Origin of the sequence: Bacillus sp. N447-1, assembly GCF_022701035.1 — a bacterium.
GTDB lineage: Bacteria > Bacillota > Bacilli > Bacillales > Bacillaceae_G > Bacillus_A > Bacillus_A cereus.
The window spans coordinates 1,151,963-1,165,107 of record NZ_CP065509.1; the positions used below are offsets into that span (position 1 = coordinate 1,151,963).

Genomic DNA, 13,145 nt, shown 5'->3' on the forward strand with positions numbered 1-13,145 from the left:
TATTTTATCACATAATTCCCAATATTTTAAAGTGATTAACAAATATAAAAAGAGCATCTTTTACAGATGCTCTTTCTCATTGCTTAATACGTAAATGTAATTGTCGCCAATGAATAACCAGCCAATGCACTATAAGGCGCTACTTGATAAGACACACGCTTTGCACCTTTTGGCCAATTTATTTCATTTAATACTTTCTTTATATCTTGCATCGTCCCATCCATGGACTGCTTATATCGCACTTCTACTTTTTCTGGTTTGGCTGCAAACTGTTGCTGCAACTTTTGTTTAAATTCATTATAATTTTCTGCTCCGTATTCTGCAGATAAGTATTGTAAATTTGTTTCTTTTAACATCTGCTCATATACGACAGTTTTTGAGCTACCAGCTTTTATTTTGTTTGTTAATTCACCAAAATAACTTGTAGTTGCTGCTGGATATTTACTACGATCCCAGTCGTGATCTTTACTTAACTGTTCGTCAGACATATTAAAATATGAGTAAGTTACACGCCCTGCTTTATCTGGTACTGGATCATCAAATGTAGTATCTAGGTGATACCATTTGTTTTCAATGTTCACTAAATTCCACGCGTGAGCTTGTCCGTTTCCTGTGCCTGTTACAATATGGTTTTGAATACCTGCCTCTTTTAACAACTCATACGTTAATAATGTATATCCTTGGCAAACGGCAGAACGATTCGCTAATGCTTCATATGCTGTATACGCTTGATAAGACGTATCATAAGACACATGCTTAACAACGTAATCGTGAATAGCTTTTACTTTCTCATGCTCATCCATCCCTGGTTTTACAATTGATCCAACAATTGATTTCACCTGAGCTTTTACATATTGAGTTTGTTCTTTTGATTCACGGTATTTTACTTGCAGTGTAAACGTATAGTCCCCTGGCATTCCTTTAATAGAATATCTAGTAGACGCTACATTATATTTTACATACTCATCAGCATCTACAATTTTATTAAACTCACCATACAATTGATCCATAATATTTCTAGCATTTCTATCTTTTGTTTTATATGTGATTGTAATATTTTCTTCTCGATTATCAATCTGTTTTTTTAATTCTTTTCTGAAATCATCTAATAACTTTACATCTGATTGTGCTGTCACTGTAGTCGGATTTGTAGCTGCATAAGATACAGATGATGCTTGTAAGCCTCCCATTACTATAGTTGAACAAAGTGCGGCAGCTGTCACATACTTACTTGTCTTTCCCATCTTGTCACTCCTTATATTCTATAACTATACGAAAAAGTATCGTATAGTTTCAGAGTATACAATACTTTTTCGTATAGGTCATATGAGATTATGCATATTAACTAATTCACATAAAAAGGTTGTTCTTTTTAAAAGAACAACCTTTTTTCATTAGCATGTTTGTAATACACAGCATGTATTTTCAAAACGTTGATTTTTCAAATCTTCATTATTAATACAGAAATATAGCATCCCTAGTTCTCCCCAAACCATATTACAATTTTTATGATCTGAATCAATTTGGAATAAAAGAGTCATTTGCTGCGGGTCTACTCCCATATATTCTCCTGTCTCATATAACACTTCTTCTTGTACAGAGAATGGCTCACCAAACATTTGATGGTTATCGTAGTTATCTGGAATTAGCTCTTCAAGTAATTGCAAGAAACGATCTGAATCAGCCTCATCTTCAATGAAAAGTTCTGGTAATTTGTATGTCAGTTCAAAAGTAATTGCACACTGGTTATATTTCGCTTGTATTTCATTTTCTCTTCGTAATTGCTCTACAGGAACATCATAATAAAGTACACGCCCAGCTTCTGTTAGATTCACATTTTCTTCAAAATAATTTTCAATGCAAAAGAAATACAGCATCCCCGTCTTAGGAAGATTGTGATCCATACCAACGTTTTGTAAATCACTTAAGTTAAATTGCGCGATAAATTGTAGTGGATTTCCTTTATGCTTTGGATATTCAAATAAAGCTGGTAGATCAGGAACTCCTCCCATTTTCGAACTACCTATCGCAACAGTTCCCTGCTGCTTTGGCACAACTTTTATACAAGGAAATACAGTATTAATAAGTTCTTCTTTCAAGTGTGTTAGTTCATATTTATCAATTAATACTTCAATTTTTTTATTCATAAATTCTCCTTACATTTACATACTTATTTATATCATAGTACAAAGATTATACTTCATTCTTTACAAAATCAACAAGCCTCCCAAAAACGGGCTTATCCTTCGTACGCGAACAAGTTTAAAAAAGCATACTATACATTGTTCCTACAAACATGATAATTCTTTAGTTCTTCCAGTACATTTTCCCCTCGTTCATTTTTAAATATAAGGAGGAATTCCACATGGGTTACGGATATAGTTGCTGTGGTTACGGATACGGTGGCGGCGGTTGTGGTTACGGAGGTTTCGCTTTATTAATCGTTTTATTTATCCTTCTAATCATCATCGGAGCTAGCTGTTGGGGCGGCTTTGTAGGCTGCTAGTAAACTAAAAAACTATTGTAAAAAAGCACGTACAATACGTGCTTTTTTGCCATTTCTAAATCTTTCATTCGAAAGGAAGTATGTTTAATGAAGATTGATGGTGTTTTTGAAGGAGGCGGTGTGCGCGGTATTGCGCATGTCGGGGCAATTTGTGCGTTAGCCGAAAAAGGTTATGAATGGGAACGTGTAGCTGGTACATCGGCTGGTTCGATTATTGCAGCGCTCCTAGCGGCAGGATATTCTTGTTCAGAGTTAAAAACGATTATAACTGATATTGATTATAATAAATTTACGAAAAGAACTTTTATTGATAGAATTCCTTTTATCGGCAAGGGACTCAGTGCATGGACTACTCTAGGTATATATTCTAATGTATTTATAGAAGAATGGATTGAAGAGTTACTTCGAAAAAAAGGTGTTCATTTATTTACTGATTTACCGGATCTAAACAAACTCAAAATCATCGCCTCTGATATTAGTAATGGTAAAATGGTTGTCTTTCCTGACGACTTACCAAACTACGGATTTTTAAATTATCGCTTCTCTATCGCTAAAGCGGTAAGAATGAGTAGTACAATCCCCTTCTTCTTTGAACCGGTAAAATGGAGAACTCCAAAATGGAAGCAGCCTTGTTATATGGTTGATGGAGGAATTCTAAGTAATTATCCAATTTGGATCTTCGATTCACCTACCGCTCCTCGCTGGCCGACTTTCGGATTTCATTTTGTAAAAGATGAGATTCAAGCTGATCCTGCTCACTATAACGAGCCTATTTCCATGTTCAAAGGACTATTTAAAACAATGATGCAAGCTCATGATTTACGTCATTTAGATAAGGAATCAAAAGCAAGAACGATTACAATTCCAACAGGAACGATTACAAGTACTAATTTTGAACTGACAAAGGAAGAAAAAGAATGGCTTTACAATTCTGGTTATAACTCTGCTAATAAATTTTTACAAGCTTGGAACTTTAGGCAATATATCGATGAATATAGAAAAGGAAATCAAGACCGAAAGACAAATCGATTTTTTCGTCAACTTGACTCATAATATTATTACTTTGCGTATAAATACGAGAACGTTTAACAACTTAATAATAAATAAGCCTAGTAATTTCTTATATTACTAGACTTATTTATTATTATATAATCTCGTACATTGTTTAAGGATACGTTAACCCTTCGGCTTCCTCTGCAGTAATAACTATGTAACGATTTCCCGTTCTTAATCCTAACAGTTCTGCTTTTTCAATCGCTTCTTGCTTCGTCTCTGCATAAGCAGCTAAATATTTTTCTCCATTGATCATTTGGCAAATTACATATTGTTTCATTACTTTCTCCTCTTACTTTTTCATTAGTTGTGCAAGTTTTTTTATACCTATTTCAATTTCTTCTAACGTTGCGTATGAATACGATAGGCGCAAAAATTGATTTGCACTTCTATCATATAAAGTACCTGGGTTTAATAAAACCTTTTCTTGCAGAGCTTTATCAAATAAACTGCGATATGAAATGGGTACTTTTATATGTACCCATATATAAAATCCCCCTGTTGGTTCATGCCAAGTTGCTATTTCACGAAGATATTTATCTAACATTAGTAACATAAAATCTCTTCGTTTTTTCAATTCACTTCTTACAAAGCGCAAATGCTCATCATATAGACCATTTGTAAACCACTCTGCTGCAATTTTCTGAGATATAGTGCTTGAACCATAATCTGTTTGCATTTTTATGTCTGACAATCTTTGAATTACTGGCTCAGGTCCAACAATCCATCCAATTCTTAACCCTGGACTAATTACTTTGGACATGCTTCCAATATGTAGTACGATTCCATTTTTATCATAGGCTTTTAAAGGTTTCGAACAAGGTGAATCAAACCATAAGTCTTGATACACTGCGTCCTCTATAATAGGTAATCCAATTTCATTACATATTTCCATCACTTCTATTCGTTTCTTCGCATTCATACTAAAGTTCGTTGGATTATGAAAAGACGGGATTGTATATAAAATAGATGCATTAAATTGCTTCTTATATTTTGTAATATATGATGTATTTAAACCGTTCTCATCCATTGGTATTCCAATGAAACGCATTCCTGCGGATTGAAAAACATTAAGCGAGTATAAATAGGATGGTTTCTCTAATAAGATGGATGCCCCTTTTGGAAGAAGCCCCATAGAGATAAGTTGCAGCGCTTGAATTGCTCCTGAAACAATTAATATAGAGTCAGGAGATACACATATACCATGCCCCTTTAAGTATTCGGAAATCTTTTCCCTTAAATAAAAATTTCCTTTCGGCTCTTCATACCCAAGCTTCACATTTGACTTTAAAAGCTTATTCATAATTTCTTTCATCTTTTTCTCAGGTAAGAGACTCGGCGCGAGCTCACCTGTTCCTAATCGAATTACATGTGGATAAAATTCAGCTTGATTAATCTCCTGAATAGCTGGGAGATTCGGATAATGAAGTCCTGTTTCTACATAAGACTGCCAATTAGGCGGGGGTGCGTAAGTTGAAGCATTCTCATTATTATTTACAACAATTGTTCCTTTCCTGCCATTCCCTTCAATGTATCCCTTTGCAACTAGTTCATCGAAAGCCATTACAATTGTGCTTCGATTCACACCAAATGTATGGGCCAAATCTCTTTGTGAAGGTAATTTCGTTCCAACGGTCCATTCTCCATTAACGATCCTTTCTTTTATATACGTTTCTATTTGTTTATACAGAGGAGTCGCTAGAGACATATTCGGTTTCCAAACGAATCTTTCCATTATATCACCTTATATTCTTTTTGGTTGGTAACCTCCCCAACCATATGGATGGATACAAATTTTCATTTCTTCTATACAATATACACTATCATAATGAATTAAAATAGGAGGTAATATGATGAGTGAAGCAATTATTCATGGTATCATTCTTGCATTTGGACTTATCATTCCATTAGGTGTACAAAATGTTTTTGTCTTTAACCAAGGTGCGAGCCAACCAAACATTTGGAGGGCAGCCCCCGTAATATTAACTGCCTCTATATGTGATACGTTACTCATATTGATTGCAGTGCAAGGTGTCTCCCTTGTACTCCTTACTTTTTCTTGGCTAACTAACTCGTTATATATAGTTGGATTTTTCTTTCTCCTATACATGGGCTTTGTTATTTGGAGAAGTAACCCTTCCAACGATGTAAAACAAGAAAAAAGTATGCCCTTAAAAAAGCAAATCCTTTTCGCAGCATCCGTTTCGTTATTAAATCCACATGCTATTTTAGACACAATCGGTGTAATTGGAACAAATTCTATTCAATACATAGGAAGTGAAAAATGGGCTTTCACACTTGCAACTATTATCGTTTCTTGGATTTGGTTTATAAGCTTAGCGTTAGCGGGGAAATTTCTAAAAAGACTAGACTCAACCGGAAAGACAATTTTATTATTAAATAAATTTTCTGGTCTCATCATATGGGGTGTCGCGCTTTATATGTTAAAACAAGTTATTTATTCTTAATGAACGAAAGAGAATTGCATGTTACTCAAAACATCATGCAATTCTCTTACAAATTATGAAGTAGGCTCTGGTTTCTGTTTTACCGTCTTTGCATCCTTTGCTGGTTTAATCCAAATGATTGCTATGACAGCACCAATGGCAGCGAAAATACTTGTCAAATAAAACACTTCATGGTCCGCCCCTTTCATGAAAAAAGAATATAAAGGTGGTCCAGCTGCTACACCGATAAATCGCATTGAACTATAAAATGACGTAACCGTTCCCCTTTGCTCCTTTTCAATTCCTTGTGTAATGAGGGCATCTAAACATGGGAGTGCCATACCAATCCCTATCCCCATAATAACGAGACAAAGAAGTAGTAAATAAATCCCTTTTATAAATAAAGGAATGATGACTGATGCAGCTGCCATTAAAAAACCAATATAAATACACTTCTTCATAACATTTTGATTATCTCCAATTTTTTTACCGGCCATATAGGAACTAAGTGACAGTACAAGTAACGGGATAGCAAGCACACACCCTTTCCATATACCATGAATGTCATACTTTGATTCCAGTATAGTCGACAAATAAAAGAGAATTCCGAATAAAATAAGCATAATAATTGCACCTAATGCAAAAATGGCAATTAACCATCTTCCTTTTTCTCGAAACGTAGACAGAATAGATTTTATAAACTCTTTAAGTGGTGGTACTTCTCCTTCTTGTTTCTTTGCCTTTACTAGAACAAGTAACAAAACAATTGATACGACACATAAAACTGGAATCGCCCAAAATGGTAAGAACCATACAATGGCAGCAAGAGCAGATCCTAAAATAGGGCTCAGCACTTTTCCAAATGTATTGGATGTCTCAATGATTCCCAACCCTGTACTAACTTGTTTTTCATCTTTGTATAAATCACCAACACACGGTATAACAACCGGCATTGCACCAGCAGCACCAATACCTTGAATCGCTCTACCGATTAGTATCCAAATGTAGGGATTATCAATTTTCCATGATACCCAACCAGTTATCGCTCCTCCTATAGCCGCAATCAGCAAACTCGGAACCATTACCATCTTTCGTCCCCATCTATCTGATAAATAACCAGCAATCGGTATAAGTAAAATGGCTACGATAGAGTAAATTGTAATAATCATGGATACTTGAAACGATGAAATATGTAATTTCTTTTCAATTGTCGGCAAGATTGGAATGAGCATTGAATTCCCTAATGTCATGACAAGTGGAACTGATGCAAGCGCAATTAAACAACAGTTTTCTTTTTTTAACATGTTGATTTCGGAACCTTTCATCATATATTTCTTACCATATAATAGCCCTGTTGGAACATAATTTTCATTCCACCAGGGCTATTACATCTTTAATACTTCCCATTCACAACAAAAGAAATTGGGTAAAATATAGTATTACTTCTATTCTTTGAATTCTGTTCACTATATATCCATACCAATTAATTGAAAAAAAAAGAAAGGAAGAATCCTTCCTTTCTCCTATAACCTTATACATTTAGCGAGTATATCCGCCACCAAGCTGTTGTTCTGCCATCGCTACTAGGCGTTTTGTGATTTCACCGCCTACAGAACCGTTTGCACGTGAAGAAGTATCAGCTCCAAGTTGTACACCGAACTCTTGTGCAATTTCATACTTCATTTGATCTAAAGCTGCTTGTGCTCCATGTGATGCTAATTGATTAGAATTACGATTTCTAGCCATTACCAATCACCTCCTTATTTATATATAAATTGTGTTAAATTCAAATTAAAATACATGGAAATTTTTGGTTATTTTTTACCATAAAAAAAGAGCCTCTAAACGAGACTCTCACATCATTTCACATTACGAAGTTACTACTTCTAATTTTCTATTTATTAATACTTTCATTTCTTCTTTTAATATCTCTTTTGAATTATGTCCAAACCATTCTAAGGAAGCAAAAAGATCCGTATTTCTCACTTCCTGAATAATCTCATCATAATTTACAATACCTTCAAATAACGGAACCATACCTATACGACTTCCTGCTGCAGCATATACATTATTAGGTTCAAACACATGCAAATAATCCGCTGAAGATATATTCTTAAAATGGTAATGTAGTGTCCACGGCTTTAATCGATGGAAACTGTCTATTGGATCTGCGCCAGACTCCCATATATGAAGAAAATCAAGATTTATTTTTAAATTCGGATGGTTTACTTCTTCTAATAACTCTATAGTAGAAGGCAATGTGTCCGTTAGTGTATTGGGATGTGTTTCTAACAGCACATACATATTGTTCTGAGCAAACACATCACAAATCTTACGTATTCGCTTCACATACTCTTTTCTCTCTTGTTCCGAGAAGTCCTTGCTCCCTTTTTGCCCAGCAAACGTGCGAATTTTATTCGTATTAAACCAATTAGCTAGTACTACAAGTTGTTCACTTTTCTCTATCGTTTTTTCAAAATCTGCTGATAATGATATATCTAAGTAATCACTTATCATCGTAATTTCTAAGTTTTTATCCTTTAGAAAATTCAATTCTCGTTCTGTCGTTTCACGTTCTTGCATGTACAAATTTTGTGCATGCGTCCCCCATAATTCAATTCCTTCAAAACCGTTTTCATATGCAAATTGAACAATATCAGTAAATGAAATTAATTGATGACGAAATGAAATGGTACATAGCGAATATTTCATAGTATTAAACTCCCCTATCTTAAATTCAGTTAGCTTATTAAAGAGTTGCGACAGATTGATTTGTTTTCATACCTTTCCATGATAGAAACTGTCTCTCTAATTCCTTCTTAATTTGCAGTTCAATTGCATTCATTTCATCCAGTTTTTCAATAATCGATACTAGCATACCTTTATTATTCGTCATTGCCATTTTAATTGCACGATACTGTACATTTGTAAATCCTTGTACAATATCCTCTACCCGATCACACCAATAATCAAATTCTTGCTCCGAATATTGCAACGTTTCACGGAAGTATGCAAAGGCATGCTCATAACTATATTTACGAATTGCAAGTACTGGTATTTGTTTTACTGCTGCTACAAGTCCAGAAAGCGCATATCCTTCTTCCTCATTTGCCATTTTTACAATTAAATTTTTCAGTTCCATAGTCAGTTCATTGTCGTTCTTTTTGAATGTTTCTGTGAAATAACTAGCTACTGTTTCTTGCGTTGGCTCCCCAATTCCTTCTATATCAATGAAATAACCTCCACCAAATGGGTTATCTTGAATAGAGTGAAGTACTTTTTCTCTTTCCATATTTCCTTCCCAACGAAAATCAGGATCTAGCATGAACCACTCTTCTTCTTTCTCTGTTTTTGATATCATTAAATAATGTGGAAACGGTTTTTGATGAAATTTATTTTCCCTCTCTGGTAATAGAGACATATCAACCATTACAATGACATAACGATTTTCCGGCTTGTTTTCTACTAATTCTAAAAACGTTTCTACATTGCTATCTTTATCTTTTGCATGATCATACCATTCGTTTACTTTAATACCGTACAATTTTTCAAACCAAAGTAAATAATGATCATGGTTAATGTTTTCAGAGTGATATGAAATAATTCCGCCTTGTGTTATATCAAAATCTCCATCCCATAGTCCAAAATAAAATGGACGAAAATCAATGTCGCTACGCCTTTTTATAATTTCACAAAAACAACTCACTAAACAGTGCACTTTAATTGAAGTCATACTCTCATCCACTTTCCTAAAGGTTAGTTATTCACATTTACTTCCTGTAACGGCTCTAACTCTTCCATAAAATCAAGCAAAGATCCTACAGTAAGAAATGCCTTTGGGTCTACCTCATCCTCTGGAACGCATAGCTTTACATCCATTTCTATGTATACAATAAGCTGTAACATCATTACCGAATCTATATATAAATCTTGATTTAAGCGCATCGTTTCTTCTAAATGCGTTACATTTTTCAGTTCCATTTTTTCTATCATAATTTTTAACACGGCATTCTTTAACGCTTCCCGTCTCATGTTGTAACCTCTCCCATCTCTAGTAACTTTCTACTTACTTTTCCAGTTTTATTTTTAGGAATTTCATTTACACTTTCAATTTCATGCGGAACTTTATAAGAAGGTAAGTGCTGAATACACCATTCTCTTATTTTCACTGGATCAACATGAGAGATCACTTTCGCTTTAACTATTTCGCCCATCACAGGATGTTTCCCCCGATATACAATTGCCTCTTGCACACCTTCCAATCGAAGCATCGTTTCTTCTACCTCTATAGGAAAGACTTTTAATCCTGAGACATTAATTACATCGTCCATACGCCCCATAAAATGAATGCCACGCTCAGATTTATACCCTAAATCCTTCGTGAAAATTTCCTTATCATTCATTTTCACGACGATTTCTTCCGGTGCATTTTCATCTGAACCTATGCTTATACTTGCATGAGGTAGAGGGTTTCCTAAATCTAAATGGCTTTTCATATCATGACATATACTAATACAACCTGCTTCAGAACAACCGTATTGCTGCATCATATATGTTGTCATTTTTTTTAGTTTATAAAATAGTGCTTCTGGCAAAGGCGATCCTGATGTCATAATTTTATGAAACTGGAACATTCCTAATGGAAAACTCCCCATAATGTGTAACATAAGTGGTACTGCATATATAATATGTTTTTCTGTATTGCGAACTATATTTAATGCGAATTTAGGATTTTTGTTCGTAATGATTACAGGCTTGCTCCCCCTCGTAATTGCTGATAACGTACCACATATTAGTCCGTATGAATGTGAAACAGGAGCCATAACGATTGGCACTTCATCTACTTCACAGTTTAAAGCTTCATTATAGGCAGTAATTTCTGTATCAACTTCCGTCCATGCTCTACGAATCAGTTTCGGTTCTCCCGTAGTTCCCGAACTATATTGCAATAAAGAAGGCTCTTCTAGTAAAAAGTTCCCTACTTCTAATTTTGTAAAATCGCCATATTCTCCATATAAAATCCCTACACAATTCGCACGCTTTGCCATTTCAATAGCCGTTTCTTTTGGCGTATCTTCATGTATAAGTAATACTGATGATTTCTTTTCTTTTAAGAAAAACACAAGCGTAATAATATCGAATGGATCTTTCAGACAAAGTGCAAATCTATTTCCTTCTGCTTTTTGAAATTGTTCCATTTCCTCATAAACTTGTAATCTCAATTCAAAATCACTTTTGCTATACTCTTGTTTATTAACGATTAGCATAATTTCCCCCTGTAACAGCTGATTTTTGTTTCATAAGTTGTCTTACTCTATACAATGGATTTGGAACTTCATGAACAAGCGATTCCACATCCATATATAATCGACGTTTCGTTAATTGTTCAGCATAGAATGTAGGTGCATATAATTGAATATTTTCAAATCTACCTTTCAAATGTGGATATATTCTTAAATGATTTTCAATTTCTTCAACAACCATCATCCAAAAATGTTCTTCTTTCAATCCATACTCATCCGCAAGTACGAATGCTAATTCTCCTAAATTAAACAGAAATAGTGCATCTAACACCATCTCTTGCAAACATTCAATGCGATCCATTTCAAAGAAATCATTCATTTTTCCATTCGCATATGTTTTATGCATTTTAGTAAAGTCGGGACATTTGTCAACTTCTTTCAAATATGGACGATAAAACTCAAGCCCTTCATGAAAATCCTTTAACGCAATACGAACAGGCACCCCTTCTTTATGGACTAGAATCATATTTTGTCCATGTGATTCCAGTGCGATGCCATGCTCTACAATAAGATGTATAACTGGTATTATCGCTTTTTGAATAAGTAATTGTAGCCAATCCTTCATTCCATATTTATTCAACCACGCATCAATAATTGGTGTACCATCTTTCTCTTTAGCGTATAAACCATTAAAAGGAATTGCATCCTCTTGTGCATCTAAATACTTGTGAACGCTTTCGCGCCAAATACATCCTAATGAACCATATATAGCTTTCTTATTCGTGTCATACGTTACACTTGAAAACTCACTTAACAAGATTAAACGTGCTTCATCCATTAAATAGGCGTCATTACTTACAACATCATTTAACCAATTTGATATTACTGGTGCACTTACAACAGAGTATGGTTTCAGCGTACGAAGTGTTGAAGTGTTGAGTAAATTCATCGATAATTTAACGTACGGTTTCTTTGGACTCGTAATATTTCTTAACGTTCTCATTGACTGTTGCGCGCAATAATCGTCCTCTGATGTTCCTAAATAAATAATAAATTTACCCTGTATATGATCCGCATAATTTGAAATGATGAAATTCTCCCACTGCCATGGGTGAACAGGTATAAACACGTACTGTTTTGGATTACATCCCTTATTACGAATTCGTTCCATAAACTCTTCTAATTTACGATCGCCAATCTCCTCTTTTAAAATGTTGTTATACATCACTTCATTCTCATAACCTACAGTCGCATAATTCTTATGTGCTGCAATCCATATGAGTTTTATTGGCTGCATAAATTCATAACCATATTGAAAATTGTCACGATATTGAAATCCAACACGTGCTTTATAACTAGGATGATATGGATGGCCATCTATTAATTGGCTTTCAAACTCATCGTAAGATTTTTGAGTATATTCTCTCTTATTATTTCTTTCATATTGTGCAATCGTGTCTTTAAATATTGTTTGTTCTAATTCGTGCATAAAAGAATCTAATTTAGCTTGTTCTACACTAGTAACCCGAAAAACTTCTTCTAGAAATTGCGAGACAGACTGTATTTCTTGCTGTTCATCTTGGACTCTTACTATTAATGAGTCTAAAGAAATACGTCCAAATGTCATCCGTTCCCTGCCATAGCATTTGTACGTGACACTTTTGTCTTCTTCATCCAGTCCTTGTATTAGAAAAAGAATTTGTTCTTCTTTTTCTATGCGAACCGGTGTAATAATCCCCTCATAAATTAACGATTCTACTAATTGACGTAGCACTCTTCTTCGTACTGAAATGTAATCTTCTGATTCGAGCGCCTTCAATACTTTCGTATGATACATGTCCACTCTCATAAAACCCTCCACCTTATGACAAAATACCATTATTTGTATTACGTGAA

General features: G+C 34.5%; 14 protein-coding genes. 3 read left to right on the top strand and 11 right to left on the bottom strand.

Translation table 11 applies throughout. The features are described 5' to 3' along the window. Nucleotides 1–83: 83 nt before the first annotated feature. Complete coding sequence (locus IQ781_RS05755; RefSeq protein WP_000520867.1) at nt 84–1,244, bottom strand: transglutaminase domain-containing protein; 1,161 nt, start codon at nt 1,242–1,244, stop codon at nt 84–86. Between the two features lie 150 nt (nt 1,245–1,394). Then, the gene (locus IQ781_RS05760; RefSeq protein ID WP_001034843.1) at nt 1,395–2,147 is read right to left on the bottom strand and encodes a YwqG family protein; all 753 of its coding nucleotides are present in this window, start codon (nt 2,145–2,147) and stop codon (nt 1,395–1,397) included. 218 nt (nt 2,148–2,365) lie between these two features. Between IQ781_RS05760 and IQ781_RS05765 the strand changes: the two genes are divergently transcribed. Further along, the gene (locus IQ781_RS05765; protein WP_000540419.1) at nt 2,366–2,506 is read left to right on the top strand and encodes a YjcZ family sporulation protein; all 141 of its coding nucleotides are present in this window, start codon (nt 2,366–2,368) and stop codon (nt 2,504–2,506) included. A gap of 87 nt (nt 2,507–2,593) precedes the next feature. Beyond that, nucleotides 2,594–3,559: a patatin-like phospholipase family protein gene (locus IQ781_RS05770; RefSeq protein WP_000686807.1), complete on the top strand. Its 966-nt coding sequence runs from the start codon at nt 2,594–2,596 to the stop codon at nt 3,557–3,559. Nucleotides 3,560–3,671: 112 nt separating this feature from the next. On the opposite strand, the gene IQ781_RS05775 is transcribed toward IQ781_RS05770, so the two are convergent. Together IQ781_RS05775 and IQ781_RS05780 are read right to left on the bottom strand one after the other, a co-directional pair. Further along, a complete protein-coding gene (locus tag IQ781_RS05775) occupies nt 3,672–3,839 on the bottom strand; it encodes a DUF3933 family protein (RefSeq protein ID WP_000816389.1) in 168 nt (55 codons plus the stop codon). Between the two features lie 12 nt (nt 3,840–3,851). Next, nucleotides 3,852–5,294, bottom strand: a complete 1,443-nt coding sequence (locus IQ781_RS05780; protein WP_000439412.1) for an aminotransferase-like domain-containing protein — start codon at nt 5,292–5,294, stop codon at nt 3,852–3,854. A gap of 118 nt (nt 5,295–5,412) precedes the next feature. On the opposite strand from IQ781_RS05780, the gene IQ781_RS05785 reads away from it, so the two are divergent. Continuing rightward, a complete protein-coding gene (locus IQ781_RS05785; RefSeq protein WP_001287291.1) occupies nt 5,413–6,027 on the top strand; it encodes a LysE/ArgO family amino acid transporter in 615 nt (204 codons plus the stop codon). Between the two features lie 53 nt (nt 6,028–6,080). On the opposite strand, the gene bcbE is transcribed toward IQ781_RS05785, so the two are convergent. The 7 genes from bcbE to IQ781_RS05820 all read right to left on the bottom strand — a co-directional run bounded on the left by bcbE (nt 6,081) and on the right by IQ781_RS05820 (nt 13,098). After that, nucleotides 6,081–7,310: a bacillibactin exporter BcbE gene (gene bcbE, locus IQ781_RS05790; protein ID WP_025921900.1), complete on the bottom strand. Its 1,230-nt coding sequence runs from the start codon at nt 7,308–7,310 to the stop codon at nt 6,081–6,083. A 235-nt stretch (nt 7,311–7,545) separates the two neighbouring features. Further along, on the bottom strand, nt 7,546–7,752 hold the full coding sequence (locus IQ781_RS05795) for an alpha/beta-type small acid-soluble spore protein (protein ID WP_000113545.1): 207 nt from the start codon (nt 7,750–7,752) through the stop codon (nt 7,546–7,548). A 123-nt stretch (nt 7,753–7,875) separates the two neighbouring features. Further along, nucleotides 7,876–8,718 carry a sugar phosphate isomerase/epimerase family protein gene (locus IQ781_RS05800; protein ID WP_000877687.1) on the bottom strand — a complete coding sequence of 281 codons (843 nt, stop codon included), beginning with the start codon at nt 8,716–8,718 and terminating at the stop codon, nt 7,876–7,878. Between the two features lie 37 nt (nt 8,719–8,755). After that, nucleotides 8,756–9,739, bottom strand: a complete 984-nt coding sequence (locus IQ781_RS05805) for a DUF6005 family protein (RefSeq protein ID WP_000200729.1) — start codon at nt 9,737–9,739, stop codon at nt 8,756–8,758. 23 nt (nt 9,740–9,762) lie between these two features. Further along, complete coding sequence (gene asbD / locus IQ781_RS05810; protein WP_001250560.1) at nt 9,763–10,038, bottom strand: petrobactin biosynthesis protein AsbD; 276 nt, start codon at nt 10,036–10,038, stop codon at nt 9,763–9,765. Beyond that, a complete protein-coding gene (locus IQ781_RS05815; protein ID WP_139847198.1) occupies nt 10,035–11,273 on the bottom strand; it encodes an AMP-binding protein in 1,239 nt (412 codons plus the stop codon). The genes asbD and IQ781_RS05815 overlap by 4 nt, the downstream gene beginning before the upstream one ends. Further along, nucleotides 11,260–13,098, bottom strand: a complete 1,839-nt coding sequence (locus IQ781_RS05820; protein WP_139847199.1) for an IucA/IucC family protein — start codon at nt 13,096–13,098, stop codon at nt 11,260–11,262. The genes IQ781_RS05815 and IQ781_RS05820 overlap by 14 nt, the downstream gene beginning before the upstream one ends. Nucleotides 13,099–13,145: the final 47 nt, after the last annotated feature.